This is a genomic window from Streptomyces sp. NPDC050418, from assembly GCF_044458745.1.
Lineage (GTDB): Bacteria > Actinomycetota > Actinomycetes > Streptomycetales > Streptomycetaceae > Streptomyces.
Window position 1 is genome coordinate 421,048 of the sequence record NZ_JBITIG010000003.1, and the last position, 16,072, is coordinate 437,119.

The following is a 16,072-nucleotide window of genomic DNA, read 5'->3' on the forward strand; positions in this document are numbered from 1 at the left end:
GCCCGCCACTCTCCTGCCATGCGAAAGAACGGAAAGTTCATGAGCGGCCTGACGGCCGTCGTCGGCTCCGCGCTCGGGGTCACCATGCTGTCTGCGGCACCGGCGTCCGCCACCCAGATCGAGCACGAGTGCGTGGGCAGCGAGGTCGTCCGCTGCGCCAACCTCGAGATGGGTTCCACCGGCGTCTTCAACGCGCACGCCCGGGTGACCGACACCGCCAACGGGGGCAGCTACCAGGTCCGAGTCCTCGACGTGCTGCTGGAGCAGAACTGGGGTGCCGGCTGGGAAACCCTCCGCTCCGCGCCCACGGATTCGTCCTGGGAGCCCTACCAGGATGTCGACCGCAGTGACACGTTCTCGTGCGGTTCATCGCCTCGAAGGACCGTCCGCGCGACGGTCCGCGTGCAGTGGATGAACACCAACGGGGTCATCAGCAGCGACTGGATCTCGACACCGTCGGCGTACATCTGCCCCCGCGCCTGACCGCAAGCCCCGCCACGTCCCCACCACACGGGCACCCGCTCTCCAGGAGCGGGTGCCCGCAGTCGCCCCCTCCCCGCGTGCCGCCCCCTGCACACCCACCCCGTACGCGAGGATCACCCCGGTGACCGCAGGGCGTAACCGTGGAGAGTGGGCGTCGCAATGACCGGCATGTCCGACCGGGGCTGGCACTGGTACCTGACCCGCAGGCGGCTGCGGCTGCTCCCGGTCTGGCGGATCCCGCTCGTGATGCTGGTGCTGGCCCTCTTCCTCTCCTGGCTGCTTCCTTTCATCGACCGCCACCTCGTCCTCGGGGACGGCGACGTCGGCGGCGTGCTCTTCGTCGAGATCGACGACAGCGCGATGTCCAACCTGCTGAGCGCCATCGCGGGCGGCATGATCACGCTCACCGGCCTCGTCTTCACCGCGCTGACCCTGGCCATGCAGTTCGGCGCGGCCCAGCTCTCCGTGCGGATCGTGCCGATCCTCCGCCAGGACCCGGTGATGCGCTGGTCCATCGGCCTCTTCCTCGCCACGTTCGTCTACACCCTGCTCGTCTCCGTACGCCTCGCCGTACGCGAGGAGGACTACCGCCCGCTCCTGTCCGTCCTCTGCGCGATCGGCCTCTCGGTCTGCTGCGCGGTCCTCTTCCTCGCGCTGGTCACGCGGGTGACGGGAGTTCTCAACTCGGGTTATTTGCTGCGGTCGTTGGCGGCTCAGGGGCGGCAGGCGGTTCTGCGCAACTTCCCCGACGTAGCACCGGAAGCATCGGTGGGGCCAGGCGGGCCGGAAGCCCCTGAGGCATCCTCACCGGCCACCCGCACCGAACTACCGCACACCACCCTCCGCCTGGGCACCCCGCCCTACAGCGGCCAGGTCCTCCTCGCCTTCGACAGCGACCGCCTGGCCTCCCACGCCCGCAGCTGGGGCGTGGAACTCGAACTCGTCCCGGTCACGGGCGACTTCATCGCTCTCGAAGCCCCGCTCTTCCACGTGTACGGACCCGCCGACAAGGTCGACCGCGACACCCTCGTACGCTGCCTCCTCTTCGGCGAGACCCCGAGCGCGGCCACCGACCCCGCCGGCGCCCTCCGCGCCCTGGTCGACATCGCCCTCAAAGCCCTCTCACCCGCGATCAACGACCCGGGCCGCGCCGTCCAGGCCCTCGACCACATCGAGGACCTCCTGGTCCTCCTCGCTCCACGACTCGCGGCCACACCCCCACCCACGACCGGCGCTTTCACCTGCCGCACCCGCTCCTGGACGGACTACGTCTGCATCGGCACGGACGAAATCCGCCACTTCGGCACGACGTCCCTCCAGGTCCAACGCCGCCTACGCGCCTTGTACGCCACAGTCGCCTTGGTCTGCACCCCCGCCCAAACCCCACCGTTGGCAGCCCGCACCGCCACCATGGACGCCGACCTCCCCACCCACTGGCCCCAGCCCCTGGACCGGGAGCTGGCTCGCCAGGCAGATCCGCAGGGGCTGGGGACGGAGCAGGGGAGCGGTGTGCAGGGGGTGTGACCACCCTGGGCGGCACACCCGCCGAGTGCCGCTGTGCAAGCGACATGGGTGTCAGGACCCATGGACACTTGTGGCGTGCAATGGTCAAGCTGTTGCCCGCTACTCGCTGACCTGCGGGTTCGAGGGGTGGGTTGCTTGACTCTCTTGCGTGACGGCCTGTTCGCAGTCGCCTGCCTTGTTGTGGTTTTCAACGTGCGCGATGCGGCTTACAGAATCCATGAGTTCGCCATGAATCGCGGCCCCTTCGCTCCTGGCCGAGGCTTCAGTCCGGCCCTGATAAGGGGTGCATGTGGATTCCTGGGGGCCGCAGCAATAGTGGACATGATCTCGACTGTGAGTTGATATTTCCCCATTGGGTCATAACTGCTGGTGGCTGCGTCGTGGCATTCCGCAGAGTGTGACCGCCCGCCGCCCTCTTGGTCGGGTCCTCGAAGCAGAGGGGTATCAGCAGCCCTGCGGCGCCGCCCGCACCGCTGCAGCCCCGCGCAGCGTCACGCCCTCCGGAGCGCGACCGGTCCCGCACCGGACAGGACCCCGGCCCAAGGTCCCCCAACCCCCGCGTAGGCAATCCCTCAGGGCTCCTGCGGGAACCGCTGGCATATAACACCTAAGCTATATAGCATCGAAGGTATGACCGGTGAGCGGTACACCATCGAGATCGAGCCCGAGGTCCGCCTCTGGCTGGAGAACCTACCCGCCCACCACTACGTGATAGCCGAACAGAAGGTCGACCGCCTCGCCGAGAACGCGACCACCCTCGGCGAGCCCTATAGCCGTCATCTCGGTGGCAAGGTCCGCGAGTTGCGATTCGATCTCGGTGAGAATGCGCAGCGCGTCACCTACTGGCTCGCACCCGGTCGACGTGTCGTCCTGCTGACCGTCTTCCGCAAGACGAAGATGCGTGAGAAGGCCGAGGTCGACCGGGCCCGCGCGGTCCAGGCCGCATGCGAGGCCAGCCATGCGCCGGCCTCCGAGCACAACATCTACAGTCGCCCGATCAAGGAGGAACTGCTGTGAACCACGCCGAGTGGAAGACCCGCCGCCACCGCAAGCTCCTTGGCGAGTCCGTGGAGGAGAACACCGAGTACGACCGCCTGTACGAGGAGGCCGAACTGGCCCACGACCTCGGCCAGCTCGTCTACGACCGGCGGACGGCCCTGGGCTTGTCCCAGACCGAGCTCGCCGAACGCTGCGGGATGAAGCAGCCCCAGATCTCCCGGATCGAAGGCGGCGGCACCGTGCCCACCATCCCGCTCTTGCGCCGCCTGGCGCGCGCCCTCGATGCAGAGCTGACGATCGAACTCACTCCGCACCACCAAGCAGCCTGAGTGTCCGCCCGACGGCTGGCAGTCCGAGGAATCTCCTGATCCGGGAATCCATCCGAGTCCGTGGAGGAAGCGGAGCCGCTACGCGGCCCGTTCCTCGAAACGGAATTCCGGGGTGTGTCCCGGATCAATGCGTGCGCCGGATTCCAGTGCGGCCGCGAGTCGCTCGATCAGTTCGAGGGTGGGTTCTACCCCGCTCTCCTCGATGGACTCGATCTCGGCCTCCGTCATGCCGGCGCGCCGAGCAAGCTCCGCCACATCCCACCCGAGGACCGCCCGCCGCTCGTACGCGGCCTGAGCGAAGTCCATGCGTCGTCCGGTAGCCCGGTAGGCAGGGTCCTCGCGGTGTTCGGGCGGGACCTTCCAGCTGGTTCGGTATCCGCGGCTCATCAGTAGCCCCGCAACGCTGCCCGCACCGCAAGCGCACCGAGTTGCGGGCCGTTGGTGTCAGGGAGCTGAGTTGTGGCTTGGGCAGTGCGGCATGCCCCGCAGTGGGTCTCGTCGGCGATAGGGCGGAAGAGCAAGGGCTGGACGTGGGTACTGCTCGCGCATTCGCGCATCGAGGCCACCCGGGGCTCGGCCCGTACGCGCACCGGTGACACATCCCTGAGGAGGTAGCGGAGGAGGCCGCCGGGGCGGAGGACTGGGCGGCCGGTGGAGGGGAGGCTGAGGGTGATGTGTTCGCGTACGGCGTCCGGGGTGTGGCCCGCGGTGAGCCACGCGGCGAGGTGTGCGGTGAGTTCGTCCTGTATGCCGCGTGGGATTCGGGCCAGGCGTCTGTCCAAGTCGCCGAGGGTGGAAAGGAGTTCGGCGGCTGCTGCGCGCGGAGGGTTGGAGGTGTTGTCCGGTAGGTCTTCGCTTGGATGACTGCCGACGGACCGGGCAGTCGGCTCACCGACGGTCGGGGACAGCGCAGTCGGTGGGAGGGCGGTCGGATGTACGTCGGCGGGGGCGACGTGCTCGTGGGTGCCGGGCTCGCCGCCGCCGTCCCGTAAGCCCGCAGCCTCCGTCGCGCTCAGCGGCACGTTCGAGACCAGCTGGCGGGTCCCCCAGCGGCCGCGTCCGCACTGCTCGCGCCACTCGTGGAGGTAGCCCTCCGCCTTCAACTCCCGCTTGGCGCGGGCGAAGGAGGCGCGCCCGATGCCGGCCTGGGCGGCGGTTTTCGAGAGGGGGGAGTTGTCGCCCTCCGGGAGGGAGAGTTGCCAGGTCAGGAGGCGTACCGCGTCCGACGAGAGCCGTGGATGGCGGAGGATTTCGTTCGGGACCTGGGAGAAGAAGCGGGCAGGCGGGATAGCATGACGAAGCATTTCGGGTGCTCCTAGGGATAGCCACTCGAGGTGAAGGCCCTCGCCGCTGGTGCCAGCCAGCACGGGGGCCGATTTGCGATCACCGTACAGCAACTTCCGTATGCGGATGGCTACTTCGAGTAGTCGGGTGGGCGGCTTCACCAGGCTCCGCCGTAGCGCTCGGACTTGAGGCGCAGCCACTCCCGCACCTGCGCCTGCTCCTCCTCCGGCGCGGCCCGCAGATCCGCCGCATCGATGCTGGCCACGAAGTACACGAACCGCACCCGGCGCCATTCGCCCTCGACGCCGATGACCTTCCCGGGGCCGTATACGTCCGTGCCGGTGTGCGCGACGTACGCGCCCGTCTCGTGCATCACTGCCGTCCACCTCTCGCTCTGCGTGCTGATTCGCTCACACACTGAGGCGGCCCGCCTTACTCTCGGTAGTGGTTTGCGTGTGACAACGGCATCCGCACATCCGGGAGTTGGTCGGCATGGCGATCCAGGACAGCCCGCAGTCCCGTCAGGAGTACGGGAGGGAGTTGCGGCGCCGGCGTGAGGCCGCGGGGCTCTCGCAGGAGGAGTTGAGCGTGCGGGCGGTCATGTCACGTACGCATATCGCGCATATTGAGGGTGGGCGGCGGCGGCCGGATGCCGAGGATGCGCGGCGCTTGGATGAAGTGCTGGGTGCGGGTGGGGTGTTGGTGCGGTTTCTGCCCACGCTCGGGGAGGGCCGCGTCGCGGAGCATTTCGCGGAGGCGCTGGAGCTGGAGCGCCAGGCCACCGTGATCCGCGTATATGGCCCCAAGCTGGTGCCGGGGGTGCTTCAGACCGAGGCGTATGCCAGGGCCGTCCTCGGCTCCGGCTTCCCCGCGAAGACTGCCGACGAACGTGACAAGCTCCTTGTCACACGTCTTCAACGCGGTCGGATCCTGCGTGATTTCCACAGCCCGGTCTATTGGGCACTGCTGGATGAGGCGGTTCTGCGCCGTCCTGTCGGCGGCCCGGCCGTGATGTGCGAACAGCTTTGTCACATCGCCAAGTTGGGGGAGCATGACCGGATCCGGGTTCATGTGCTTCCGTTTGCCGGCGGGCTGCACGCATTGATGGAGGGCGTCGTGTCACTGATGTGGTTCGACGACCTGCCTCCGGTCGCGTACGTGGAAGGCTTGAGTGTGGGGCGGGTGCTCGAAGTCCCCTCCGCTGTGAGTGCGTGCCAGGCGGCATACGATCACGCCTTGGGGGACGCGCTCTCGCACGGCGCCTCTCTGGCCTTGATCAAGTCCGCCGCGAAGGAGTACGAGCATGCGTGAGCACGTGACCATCCCGGACGCCTCGGTTCTGCCCGGCTGGCGCAAGTCGTCCTACAGCGGCGGCGAGAGCGGCCAATGCCTCGAAGTGAACGACACCCACCCCGGCACCCACATCCCCGTCCGAGACAGCAAAACCCCCACCGCCCCCGCCATCCCCTTCACCCCCACCGCCTGGCGCACCTTCATCACCGCCCTCCACCAGGGCGATCTCACCTAGCGCGGCCAAAGGCAAACAGGCTGTCATACCCCTCCGCGGGGGTCGCCATGCGCAACCCGGCTGATTTTCTTACGTCAATCTGGCTGAAGTTTTGTTGATCGAGGCTTAGTTGCCCCTTGCATCGCCTTACGCTTGCGAGGGTGAACCAAGTGATGTCCCGTACGACCGACACCCCAGAGGGTGACTCCGCAGCCGCGGCAAGTCTGCCCGGCACGCTGCCCGAGGGGCTGCGTGCCGAGCTCATCGCGTTTCGGCGTGATCTGCACATGCACCCTGAGCTGGGCAATCAGGAGTTCCGGACCACGGCCGCGCTGAAGCGGCGGCTGGAGCAGGCGGGGCTTGTGCCGCGTGTGCTCGACACGGGGACCGGGCTCGTATGCGACATCGGTGCGTGGGACGGCGTACGGCCGATGCTCGCGCTGCGGGCGGACATCGACGCGCTGCCGATTCCGGACACCAAGACCGAGGCGCCGTACCGGTCCACCGTGCCGGACCGGGCGCACGCGTGCGGGCATGACGTTCACACCACCGCCGTGCTCGGCGCGGGGCTCGTCCTCGCCGGGCTGCACGCCAAGGGGGAGCTGCCGCGTCCGGTGCGGCTGCTGTTCCAGCCCGCCGAGGAGGTGCTGCCGGGCGGCGCCACCGATGCCATCGCGTCCGGGGTGCTCGACGGGGTCGGGAAGATCATCGCCGTGCACTGCGATCCGAAGGTCGACGCCGGGAAGATCGGGCTGCGGCACGGGGCCATCACCTCGGCGTGCGACCGTCTGGAGGTCGCCCTCGACGGGGCCGGCGGGCACACCGCGCGCCCGCATCTGACCACCGACCTGGTGACCGCCGCGGCCCGTGTCGCCACCGACGTGCCCGCGATCGTCGCGCGCCGGATCGACGCCCGCGCCGGGCTCGCGGTCACCTGGGGCCGGATCGAGGCGGGGCATGCGCCCAACGTGATCCCGCAGCACGCCGAACTGTCCGGGACCGTACGGTGCCTGGATCTCGACGCGTGGCGCAGCGCGCCCGACCTGGTGCACGCGGCGATCCAGGAGGTCGCCGACCTGCACCGCGCCAAGTCCGTGATCAACTACATCCGCGGTGTCCCGCCGGTCGTCAACGATCCGGCCGTGACCGATCTGCTGCGCGACGCGATGGTGGCACGCCGCGGTCCGCTCTCCGTCGAGGACACCGAGCAGAGCCTGGGCGGTGAGGACTTCAGCTGGTATCTGGAGCACGTCCCCGGCTCCATGGCCCGCCTCGGCGTCCGCCGCCCCGGCGACCGCAGCTCCTGCGATCTCCACCAGGGCGACTTCGACGCGGACGAGTCGGCGATCACGGTGGGGGTCGAGCTGTTCACCGCTGCCGCGTTGCTGGACGCGGGTGGGCGGCACGCCGTCTGACCACCCGCGCCATCCCCCGTATCAGCCCTCCTTGAGGAAGTGGAACGTCGGCCGCGGGTGCATCAGGAAGTCGTGGTGCGAGATGTTCCACGCGTACGCGCCCGCAAGCCCGAACGCCACCCGGTCGCCCGCCCGCAGCGCGGCGGGCACCGGGACGTTCCGTGCCAGGACGTCCTTCGGCGTGCAGAGCTGCCCGGCGAGCGTGATGCGGTCAAGCCCCGCTGAAGGGCGGGGCCATGGGTGGGGCCAGGGCCGGGCGCTCGGCAGGAACGTGGCGGGCTGGTCGTGGCCCTTCGTGGCCGGGGTGCGCAGATGGTGGGTGCCGCCGCGCACCACCGCGAACTCCTCGCCGTGGCTGCGCTTCACATCGAGCACCTCGGTCGCGTACCAGCCGCAGTACGCGGTCAGCGCGCGGCCCGGCTCGATGCGCAGCGTCAGGCCCGGGTGCGGGGCGAGGAGGGTGCTGAGGCCGTGCCCGTACGCCGTCCAGTCGAAGCGGTCGTCAGGGCGGGCGTAGTCGACGGTCATGCCGCCGCCCACGTTGATCTCCTTGAGGCGCACCCCGTGCCGCGCGGCCAGGTCCAGGGACTGGGTCATGACCGACGAGGCCAGGGCGAGCAGCCGGGGCGCGTCGAGGCCGCTTGCCAAGTGGGCGTGCACACCCAGGAGTTCGAGGTGGGGATACGTGCCGTCGGTCAGGAGCCGTACGAGCGGGTCGGCCTCGGCGGGATCGAGGCCGAACGGCGTCGGGCGGCCGCCCATCGCGAGCGCGCTGCTTTCGAGGGAGTCGGACGGCAGCTGCAGGTTGAGGCGGAGCAGGACGCCCGGGCGGGCGCCGGGGACCGTCCGCTCGGCGAGCGCGGCCAGCATATGGAGTTCGTACGCGCTCTCCACATGGAAGCGGCGCACGCCCAGCTCCAGCGCGGTGACGATCTCGGCGGGCGTCTTGCCCGGCCCGCCGAAGGCGAGCGCGCGGCCCGGGACCGCCTTGGCCACATGGGTCAGCTCACCGCCCGAGGAGACCTCGTACCCGTCCACGTGCGCGCCGAGCGCGGTCAGGATCTCCGGCTCGGGGTTCGCCTTCGCCGCGTAATAGAGCTCGACCTGCCCGGGCAGGGAGGCGCGGACGGTGCGGGCATGGGCGCGCAAGGCGTCCAAGTCGTAGACATACGCGGGGAGTTCCGACGGTGGCAGCGACTCGATGCGGTCGCGTACGGCAGCGGTGGGTGTGGCGGGGGTGGCTACGGCAGCGGTGGGTGCGGCGGTCATCGGGTGCTCCAGGGATCGTGCGGGGCGAAGGCGCCCGACGGGTGGACGTCCTCGGCGAGTGGTGACGGCAGCGGTACGTAGCCGGCGGCCCGGTCCGCCTTGCGTTCCCAGCGCGTCAGGAGGTTGGCCTTCGCGGGCAGCGGGACGCCCGCGAGGAGCGCGGCGAGGCGGGGCGGGCAGCCGTGCAGGTCGGCGTGGCGGCGCAGGACGGCGCGGACCTCGGCCCACAGCGCGGGCTCCGACTGCGGGTGCAGATCGGCGAGGGCGGCCAGCATTTCGCTGACGTGGTTGACGAGCAGGCAGTACACGACGCGGTCCCAGCCGCGCCGGGCGTCGTACGTCATCGGCTGCGCGACCTCGGGCGGCAGGCCCGCCAGGGTCGTGGCGTGCTGCCCCGGCAGCAGCTTGGTGCCCTCCAGGTCGCGGAAGAGGACCTGGGCGGGCAGGCCGTCGGCGTCGACGCAGACGAGGACGTTCTGCAGATGCGGTTCGAGGACGAGCCCGTGGTCGAAGTACGCGGACAGGACCGGGGGGATCAGGAGCCGCAGATACGCGCGCCACCAGGCGAGCGCCCGCTCCGGGCCCGCGCCGTCCAGGAGATGGGACACATGGCCCGGGCCGCCGGGGTACTCGTCGGCCACCGCGCCCGCGAGCAGCGGGGTGAGGCCGGGCAGCAGCCGCCGCGACAGGCCCTCGCGGACGATCACGCCGAAGCCCTCGAAGAGCGCCGTGTCGGGCGTGCCGTCGGCGCCGGGCAGCGCCAGCGTGCGGTAGGCGGGCTCGCGGAGCATCGCGCTGCCGGGGAAGCGGGCCGCGAGGTCGTCCAGCGCCCCGTCGAGGACACGGGTCAGGGCCACGGCGCCCGCGAGCTCGTAACGGGCGTTCTTGCGGACGCAGTTGGTGATCCGCACGTTCAGGCTGAACTTCAGGAACGCGTCCCCGTCGAAGAGGGTGCGCACCGAGGCCGTGGCCGCGAAGCGCCGCGTGCTCGGCCCGAGGTCGACGACGTCGCCGCGCTCGCGGGCGGCCCGCAGCGCCGGGTGGTCGGTCAGCATCGACAGCTGCCAGGGGTGGGCCGGAAGGAGCCGGTAGCCGGCGGGCACGTCGGGGTGGAGCCGGTCGAGGGGTGCGCCCGCGCCGGGTTCCGCGGTCTCCTCGGCGATCAGGTGCTCCCGTACGGCGAGGAGCCGCAGCGGGAACGAGGCGCCCGACTCGGGGGAGTACGCGGCCCAGTGGGCGGGATTGCCGCTGCGGGCCTTGGGTGTGGGGTGGAAGCGGTGGCCCAGGCGCAGGGACTGCTCGGAGGCGAGGAACGCGGCCGTTCCAGGGACGGCGCCCGCGTCGGGTGCGGTGAGCGGCGGGTCGGTGCTGAGCGGCGGGTCGGTGCTGAGCGCCGCGGCGGCGCCGAGCGCGGACCGTACGCCCTCGTGGGTGGAGGCGACCTGGTCGAGGAACTCCTCGTTGCGCACCCCCGTCCGCAGCGACAGCTCGGTCTCGGTGTACTCGGCCAGACGGCGCCAGTCCGCCTCCACCCAGCCGCCGTCCTCCTGGACCTGGACGGGGCCGGTGAAGCGGTGGGCGCCGAGCAGCGAGGTACGGCGCAGGGCGACCCGGAGCAGCACCCCGGCGCGGGGCAGCCGCAGCAGCAGCCGGCCGTCGGCGACGGCCGTCTGGTGTTCGGGTCCGGAGACCTCGCGCAGGAGGCAGTTGAGGAGGGTGTGCGCCACGGCCCGGTCGGCGCTGGGCAGTTCGACGGGGGTGGCGGGGACGGTGCCCGTGGGCAGCGACATCGAGGTCTCCAGCGGGGTGCGGAGGGTGCGGACAAGGGGGTGTGCGTCGGGTCAGCGGCGGTACGCGGCGTGCAGCGCGACGGCGCACGCCGTACCCAGGGCGACCGCGGTGCCGGTCAGCACCGGCGCGGTGGGACCGAGCAGGCTGTTGCCCGCGGCGGCGGCGAGTCCGGCGGCGACGGCGCCGCCCTTGGAGACGAGTTCGAGCGAGCCGAACATCCCGCCGGGAGCGCGCCCTTTGGCGCAGTCGGCGGCGAGGACGGACAGACAGACGAGGCCGAGGGTGAGGCCGACGCCCAGAAGCAGCCGTACGGCGGTGAAGGCGGCGAGCGAACCGGCCACGCCGTGACCGGCGAGACCGAGCGCGATACAGCCGAAACCGAGCGCGATGCCCAGGCGCGGACGTTCCACGAAGCGGGCGTGCACCCGCAGGGCGCACAGCAGATAGCACAGGTGCGGCAGGGCGAAGAGCAGCCCGGAGACGACCGGCGAGACGCCCGGTATTCGGTCCTCGACGAGGGAGATCAGATACGGGAAGGAGATGACGGTCGAGAAGACGAAGGTGAATTCGTAGGCGTACAGGGCTGTCAGCGGCGCTGCGGGCCCGTCGGGCGAGGCGGTGTCGGCCACCTCGTCGGAAGCCTGCGGGAGCGCGGGCTCCGGCAGCAGACACAGCATCGCCGCCGCGGCCAGTGGCAGGACCGCGAGCAGCGCGTACTGGCGGTGCGGCGAGAGCCACGGGGAGAGCGCGCCCACCACGATCGGCGCGAGGACGAGCGCGGCGCGGGCGCTGCCCTGCATCAAGGTGAGCGCCTTCGACAGGCCGGGGCCTTCGAGAGCGGCCGCCAGATAGCCGTTGGACGCGGCGAACGTGCCGCCGAGGATGCCTTGCAGCACGAGGGCCGCCGTGAACATCCCGAGCGAGTCCGCCCATCCCGCGAGCAGGAAGGAGAGGGCGAGCCCGAGCTGGGCGCGCAGCAGCAGCCGTTTGCGCCCGAACCGGTCCGCGAGCCGCCCCCACAGGGGCGCGCCGAGCGCGCCGAAGACGGTCGGCACGACGTAGAGCAGCCCGGCCCAGCGGGCGTGCTCGTCGCCGAGCCCCGGCAGGATCTCGGTGAGATACGGCGGCAGCCCGAGCGCGGCGAACGACGCCACGAAGTAGCACCCGGCCACGGCGTGCACCTGGCGGCGGTCCAGCGCTTCGGGCCGCGGACCCGCACCGGCCGCCCGCACGGACGGGGTCGTCGCGGTCATCGCGCGGCCCTCAGCAGGTAGTTGGGGCCGGACGTGTAGTGCTTGTTGATGTCCGCGGCGCCCGAACGCTCCTTGCTGAGCAGCGTGCCCGCGGTGACCATCGCCTTGACGGGCAGCCGGTCCGCCTCCAGTACGTGTTTCCTCAGGACGGCACCGGCGTCCGCCTCCATCCCTGCGACAGCTTCGTCGAGCCGCGTACGGACCAGACCGAGCAGGGCATCGAGCGGGGCGCGTCCGTGGCGGGCGAGACCGAAGGCGTACGCGCCCGCGCACAGGTGCAGGGTGATCGTGGTGAAGAGGGCCGTGACCGCGTCATCGCTGGTGCTGAAGATGCGCGGGTCGTCGAACTCGCCGGGGTCCGGGGCGTGTCGACCGAGCCGCTCCCGCAGCCGTACGAGGTTGATCCGCGGCCCGTCGTTGTCCTTGAACAGCAGCCGGAGCCGGGTGCGGCCTTCGTGCGTGTCCAGGACCAGCGAGATGTTCTGCTGGTGCGACTCCAGGGCGATTCCGTACGCGAAGAGCGTGGTCTGCCAGTCGAGGAGCAGCGTGAGCAGGGCATCGAGGAGCTCGAGCGGGTCACCGGCGTAGAAGCGGTCGGCGAGGAGGTCGATGAGGAGCCGCTCACCGGGGGCCTGGAGTCGCTCACCGGGTGCCTGGCCGAGCAGCGCGGCCAGCGGCAGGACCACGGCATCGTCGAGCCCCGCCGGGTAGCGGCGCACGAGCAGGGCGAGCAGCTCGTGGCCCGCATGGGCGTACGTGGTCTCGTCGGCGTGCAGGATCACGTCACGGAAACGGGGTTCACGGGCGATGACCGTCTCGGTCAGACGCTGGCCCGCGGCGCCGTCGACGAGCGTGCCGGGCTTGATCGTGCGGCGGTTGCGCAGGCCCAGGGTCGCGGTGGCGAGCGGGAGTTTGAGGTGGGTGCGCGGGTCGTCGGTGAGGGCGACGGTGCGCATGGAGAGGGTCGGGACGACGTCGGCGTACGACTGCCCGGCGAGGACGGCGCGCGCGTCGAGGCCGGTGGTGCGCAGCGCCTCGCGCAAGGGCTCGCCCGCGGTGAGCGGATGCACGGGGAGGGCCACGTGCGAGGCGTCGAGCCGGGGCAGGCCGAGGTCGCCGGGGGTGGGCCATGCGGCGGGCAGGTCGCCGCGCAAGGTCAGGGACTCCTCGGGGACGGCGATCCAGCGCAGGGCGAAGGTGGGGTGGAACTCCGGCGCGTACGAACGCAGTTGGTCCTCGCTCAGGCCCGAGCGCCCGCGCGCGGTCGGGTAGACGGGGTGGTCGAGATACGCGGCGAGCGTGTCGTACGCGAGGGAGCGGGCGAGTCCGGACCAGCGGGCGGGATCCGTGCCGTATCGCGTGGTCAGGCCGCGCAGCACGCCGGAGCGCGTGTGCGCGTGCAGCCGTATCGTCGCCAGGGTCTGGCGGCACTCGGCGGCGAACGCGTCGAAGCCGGGACGGTCGACGGGGTCGGCGAGCTCGCTCAGGGCGGCCAGGATGCGGTCCGGGCCGGTGAGCTGCTCGCCGCCCGATTCCCGTACGAGATACGGCAGCCGGGCCGCGTACTCGCTCTGGAAGCCGTCCTCGGTGAGGGGGAGGAGGAGGGCGTCGTCGCGGGCGGGGGAGGGCGTCGTGGGCAGCCGCAGCCACGGCCCGTCCTCGCGGTGCACGATCACGCCGCGGGTCCGCAGCCCCGCCACGTCCTCGCGCAGCAGCGCGCTGAGGACGCGCAGGGTCAGCTCGACCTGGGCCTCGTCACCTTCTTGCGGCGCCCCAGCAGTGCCCACCGTCTCCGCAGCCGACCGCTGCCGGCCGACCCGCGCCTCCGACCCGACCGCCCTCACGCCGTGATCTCCCACCGCTGCCCGCCCAGGAAGCCGGCGACCACCCGGTCCACCGCCCCCTGATCGGTCCCGATGGCCCGCAGCACCCCGAGGTAGTCCCGGTTCGTCCCGTACAGCTCGTGCCGTTCGCCGAGCTCGCGCAGCGGCCGGTACGTCAGATGTACGCCGTCCACGGAGAGGTCCTGGGCGGACGGTGCCTGCGTCAGCGTTCCCGCGCGGGTGGCGCAGGGGTATTCCAGGCGGGCGCGGCCGTCCGTACGCGCGCCGAGCGAGGCGGGCAGCGGCGTGCCCAGGTGGGTCCGCAGGACGTGCTCGAAGAGCGGGATGTCCAGGAGCTGGGCGAGCAGCAGATCGCACTGGTCGCCGATCGCGCGGTAGTTGACCTCGATGAGGCGGGCCCGGCCCTCGTGCACCACGAACTCGGTGTGGCAGATCCCGAATCCGACACCCAGCGCGTCGAGCTGCGCGAGCACCTGCTCCACGAGCGGCGCGGGATGCGCGGGGACGAACGTGAGGCGCTCCTCGATGAACACCGGGGGAGGCGACACCTCGGTGTGGAAACCGCCGAGGACATGGCGGCGCGTGCCGTCTCCTAGCGTCTCCAGGGTGTACAGCTCGCCGGGCAGATACTCCTCGACGACCAGCGAGGCACCCGGACGCCGGTCCCGGATCTCCTTGCAGCGCAAGGCAAGTTCGGACGGGCCCTCGACCAGCACCACATCCTCGCTGGCCACCCCCTCCCGCGGTTTGACCACGCAGGGATACGGGGCGTCGAGCGCGGCCGGGTCCTGGTCCGGGGCCAGTTCGGCCGACCGGACCGTGTCGGCCCCGGCGGCGGCCAGCCGGCGCCGCATCTCCGCCTTGTCCTTCGCCCGCAGCGCCGCCCGCCAGTCCTTGCCGGGCAGACCGAAGTACGCGGCGGCCAGGGCGGCCTGGGTCTGCAGATGGTCGCTGTTGGTGAAGACGGCGTCGGGCCGGTGGTGGCCGGCGATCCGGGTGATCACCGCACGGAAGTCGCGTACATCGCAGGGCAGGATCTCCACGGATGCGGAGAAATCGCGCCCGGCGTAGGCCTTCCGATGCAGCTCGGGCGACTCGGTGAGCAGGGTGACCGGGAGACCGAGCCGCGCGGCGGCCGGCAGGAAGCCTTCGGTGACCGAGTCGGTGGGGACGGTGGCGAGCAGGTACAGCCGCATCGGCTGGACACCTTCCAGGAGTGGGGGGAGAGGCCGGGCCGCCATGGGGGAGATGCGGCCCGGCCGGGGGGAAGGCGTTACGCCTTCAGGAGCCGGGGAGGCCCTACGCCTTCGGCAGCTCGACGCCCGTCGCCTTCGCGACGTCCTCGAGCATGTGCTCGGCGGCCTGGACCCCGATGCCGGACATCCAGGTCTCGTCCGGCACGGTGTGGACCTTGTCGTTCTTCACGGCGTCGAGGGACTTCCAGACCGGGTTGGACGTGACGTCCTTCTGCTTGGTCTTGGACGGCTCGTCGGCCAGCGTCACGAACACCAGGTCGGCCTCGGCCTTGTCGATCTGCTCGGGGCTGACGTCGACCATGGTGACCTCGGGGTCGGTCGACGCCTGCGACTTCGGGCGCTTGAGGCCGATGTCGTCGAGGACGACACCGCTGTACGCGGACCGCTGGTAGAGCCGGGTCGGACCCGCGACGAACCGGACGACGGACGCCGACGGCATCGTGCCGTCGTACTTCTCCTCGATCGCCTCACCGAGCGCCTTGGCACGGCCCTCGTACGCCTTCAGCGCGTCGCCGGCCTCCTTCTCCAGACCGAGCGCCTCCGCGTGGACCTTCAGGTTCTCCTTCCAGGGTCCGCCGGTGGTCTCGGTGAAGACGGTCGGGGCGATGCCCTTGAGCTTGTCGTAGACCTTCTCGTGGCGGACCTTGGAGGACAGGATCAGATCCGGCTCGAGCGAGGCGATCAGCTCCAGGTTCGGCTCCAGGAGCGGGCCGACGTCCTTGGCGCCCTCGACCTTGTCGCCGAGGTACTCGGGGAAGCCGCGCGCGGTCTTGAAGTGCGGGGAGACCGCGCCGACCGGCTTGATGCCGAGCATCGTCACGGAGTCGAGCTCACCGGTGTCGAGGACGACGACGTTCTTGGGCTGTGCCGGTATCTCGGTCGAGCCCATGGCGTGCTCGACGGTCCGCGGGAACGCCTCGCCCGCGGCGCCGGCGTTCTCCTTGTCCTTGCCGCCGTCCTCCGTCGCGCCGCTGCCGCAGCCCGCGAGCGCGGTGGCGCCGAGTGCGAACGCGGCGAGAGCGGTACCGAGGCGGCGCAGGGCGCGCGGCGATGAGGTTCTGGTGCGCATGAGGGTTCCTTCTGTGTGAGCGGCAGGGGAGTTGAGCCGGGTGGGGGGC

16 protein-coding genes are annotated in these 16,072 nt (G+C 71.1%); 7 read left to right on the plus strand and 9 right to left on the minus strand.

Annotated elements, in window-relative coordinates:
- The first annotated feature begins 18 nt into the window (after positions 1 to 18).
- The 4 genes from ACIBI4_RS09365 (at position 19) to ACIBI4_RS09380 (ending at position 3,335) form a co-directional block, all read left to right on the plus strand.
- On the plus strand, positions 19 to 483 hold the full coding sequence (locus ACIBI4_RS09365; protein ID WP_399203046.1) for a hypothetical protein: 465 nt from the start codon (positions 19 to 21) through the stop codon (positions 481 to 483).
- A 159-nt stretch (positions 484 to 642) separates the two neighbouring features.
- Complete coding sequence (locus ACIBI4_RS09370; RefSeq protein ID WP_399203047.1) at positions 643 to 2,007, plus strand: DUF2254 domain-containing protein; 1,365 nt, start codon at positions 643 to 645, stop codon at positions 2,005 to 2,007.
- 630 nt (positions 2,008 to 2,637) lie between these two features.
- Entirely contained in the window at positions 2,638 to 3,024 is a 387-nt protein-coding gene (locus tag ACIBI4_RS09375) for a type II toxin-antitoxin system RelE/ParE family toxin (RefSeq protein ID WP_399203048.1), read from the plus strand.
- The gene (locus tag ACIBI4_RS09380) at positions 3,021 to 3,335 is read left to right on the plus strand and encodes a multiprotein-bridging factor 1 family protein (RefSeq protein ID WP_399203049.1); all 315 of its coding nucleotides are present in this window, start codon (positions 3,021 to 3,023) and stop codon (positions 3,333 to 3,335) included. The genes ACIBI4_RS09375 and ACIBI4_RS09380 overlap by 4 nt, the downstream gene beginning before the upstream one ends.
- Before the next feature lie 78 nt (positions 3,336 to 3,413).
- Here the strand turns inward: ACIBI4_RS09380 and ACIBI4_RS09385 are convergent, their stop codons facing one another.
- The 3 genes from ACIBI4_RS09385 to ACIBI4_RS09395 all read right to left on the minus strand — a co-directional run bounded on the left by ACIBI4_RS09385 (position 3,414) and on the right by ACIBI4_RS09395 (position 4,992).
- Positions 3,414 to 3,641: a helix-turn-helix domain-containing protein gene (locus ACIBI4_RS09385; RefSeq protein ID WP_399203050.1), complete on the minus strand. Its 228-nt coding sequence runs from the start codon at positions 3,639 to 3,641 to the stop codon at positions 3,414 to 3,416.
- An 80-nt stretch (positions 3,642 to 3,721) separates the two neighbouring features.
- On the minus strand, positions 3,722 to 4,639 hold the full coding sequence (locus tag ACIBI4_RS09390; RefSeq protein WP_399203051.1) for a hypothetical protein: 918 nt from the start codon (positions 4,637 to 4,639) through the stop codon (positions 3,722 to 3,724).
- Between the two features lie 137 nt (positions 4,640 to 4,776).
- Positions 4,777 to 4,992, minus strand: a complete 216-nt coding sequence (locus tag ACIBI4_RS09395) for a hypothetical protein (RefSeq protein ID WP_399203052.1) — start codon at positions 4,990 to 4,992, stop codon at positions 4,777 to 4,779.
- A 119-nt stretch (positions 4,993 to 5,111) separates the two neighbouring features.
- On the opposite strand from ACIBI4_RS09395, the gene ACIBI4_RS09400 reads away from it, so the two are divergent.
- From ACIBI4_RS09400 to ACIBI4_RS09410, 3 genes are all read left to right on the plus strand, one after another.
- Positions 5,112 to 5,930, plus strand: coding sequence for a helix-turn-helix domain-containing protein (locus tag ACIBI4_RS09400; protein WP_399203053.1), 819 nt, complete (start codon positions 5,112 to 5,114; stop codon positions 5,928 to 5,930).
- Positions 5,923 to 6,147, plus strand: coding sequence for a DUF397 domain-containing protein (locus ACIBI4_RS09405; protein WP_399203054.1), 225 nt, complete (start codon positions 5,923 to 5,925; stop codon positions 6,145 to 6,147). The genes ACIBI4_RS09400 and ACIBI4_RS09405 overlap by 8 nt, the downstream gene beginning before the upstream one ends.
- 152 nt (positions 6,148 to 6,299) lie before the next feature.
- Positions 6,300 to 7,541, plus strand: coding sequence for an amidohydrolase (locus tag ACIBI4_RS09410; RefSeq protein ID WP_399203240.1), 1,242 nt, complete (start codon positions 6,300 to 6,302; stop codon positions 7,539 to 7,541).
- Between the two features lie 21 nt (positions 7,542 to 7,562).
- Here ACIBI4_RS09410 and ACIBI4_RS09415 read toward each other — a convergent pair whose 3' ends face one another.
- From ACIBI4_RS09415 to ACIBI4_RS09440, 6 genes are all read right to left on the minus strand, one after another.
- Positions 7,563 to 8,810 (minus strand): type III PLP-dependent enzyme, encoded by a 1,248-nt coding sequence (locus ACIBI4_RS09415; protein ID WP_399203055.1) that lies wholly within the window; start codon positions 8,808 to 8,810, stop codon positions 7,563 to 7,565.
- Complete coding sequence (locus tag ACIBI4_RS09420; protein ID WP_399203056.1) at positions 8,807 to 10,600, minus strand: IucA/IucC family protein; 1,794 nt, start codon at positions 10,598 to 10,600, stop codon at positions 8,807 to 8,809. The genes ACIBI4_RS09415 and ACIBI4_RS09420 overlap by 4 nt, the downstream gene beginning before the upstream one ends.
- A gap of 51 nt (positions 10,601 to 10,651) precedes the next feature.
- The gene (locus ACIBI4_RS09425; RefSeq protein ID WP_399203057.1) at positions 10,652 to 11,854 is read right to left on the minus strand and encodes an MFS transporter; all 1,203 of its coding nucleotides are present in this window, start codon (positions 11,852 to 11,854) and stop codon (positions 10,652 to 10,654) included.
- On the minus strand, positions 11,851 to 13,641 hold the full coding sequence (locus tag ACIBI4_RS09430) for an IucA/IucC family protein (protein ID WP_399203241.1): 1,791 nt from the start codon (positions 13,639 to 13,641) through the stop codon (positions 11,851 to 11,853). The genes ACIBI4_RS09425 and ACIBI4_RS09430 overlap by 4 nt, the downstream gene beginning before the upstream one ends.
- A gap of 53 nt (positions 13,642 to 13,694) precedes the next feature.
- Positions 13,695 to 14,894: an acetyl-CoA carboxylase biotin carboxylase subunit family protein gene (locus ACIBI4_RS09435; protein ID WP_399203058.1), complete on the minus strand. Its 1,200-nt coding sequence runs from the start codon at positions 14,892 to 14,894 to the stop codon at positions 13,695 to 13,697.
- Between the two features lie 103 nt (positions 14,895 to 14,997).
- A complete protein-coding gene (locus ACIBI4_RS09440) occupies positions 14,998 to 16,023 on the minus strand; it encodes an ABC transporter substrate-binding protein (RefSeq protein WP_399203059.1) in 1,026 nt (341 codons plus the stop codon).
- Positions 16,024 to 16,072 lie beyond the last annotated feature (49 nt).

Bases quoted from the DNA above. Each gene is read 5' to 3' on its own strand.
- ACIBI4_RS09440 (WP_399203059.1), bottom strand. From the start codon at position 16,023: ATGCGCACCAGAACCTCATCGCCGCGCGCCCTGCGCCGCCTCGGTACC.
- ACIBI4_RS09405 (WP_399203054.1), top strand. From the start codon at position 5,923: ATGCGTGAGCACGTGACCATCCCGGACGCCTCGGTTCTGCCCGGCTGG.
- ACIBI4_RS09425 (WP_399203057.1), bottom strand. From the start codon at position 11,854: ATGACCGCGACGACCCCGTCCGTGCGGGCGGCCGGTGCGGGTCCGCGG.
- ACIBI4_RS09410 (WP_399203240.1), top strand. From the start codon at position 6,300: ATGTCCCGTACGACCGACACCCCAGAGGGTGACTCCGCAGCCGCGGCA.
- ACIBI4_RS09375 (WP_399203048.1), top strand. From the start codon at position 2,638: ATGACCGGTGAGCGGTACACCATCGAGATCGAGCCCGAGGTCCGCCTC.
- ACIBI4_RS09395 (WP_399203052.1), bottom strand. From the start codon at position 4,992: ATGCACGAGACGGGCGCGTACGTCGCGCACACCGGCACGGACGTATAC.
- ACIBI4_RS09390 (WP_399203051.1), bottom strand. From the start codon at position 4,639: ATGCTTCGTCATGCTATCCCGCCTGCCCGCTTCTTCTCCCAGGTCCCG.
- ACIBI4_RS09365 (WP_399203046.1), top strand. From the start codon at position 19: ATGCGAAAGAACGGAAAGTTCATGAGCGGCCTGACGGCCGTCGTCGGC.
- ACIBI4_RS09370 (WP_399203047.1), top strand. From the start codon at position 643: ATGACCGGCATGTCCGACCGGGGCTGGCACTGGTACCTGACCCGCAGG.
- ACIBI4_RS09435 (WP_399203058.1), bottom strand. From the start codon at position 14,894: ATGCGGCTGTACCTGCTCGCCACCGTCCCCACCGACTCGGTCACCGAA.
- ACIBI4_RS09385 (WP_399203050.1), bottom strand. From the start codon at position 3,641: ATGGACTTCGCTCAGGCCGCGTACGAGCGGCGGGCGGTCCTCGGGTGG.
- ACIBI4_RS09400 (WP_399203053.1), top strand. From the start codon at position 5,112: ATGGCGATCCAGGACAGCCCGCAGTCCCGTCAGGAGTACGGGAGGGAG.
- ACIBI4_RS09420 (WP_399203056.1), bottom strand. From the start codon at position 10,600: ATGTCGCTGCCCACGGGCACCGTCCCCGCCACCCCCGTCGAACTGCCC.
- ACIBI4_RS09415 (WP_399203055.1), bottom strand. From the start codon at position 8,810: ATGACCGCCGCACCCACCGCTGCCGTAGCCACCCCCGCCACACCCACC.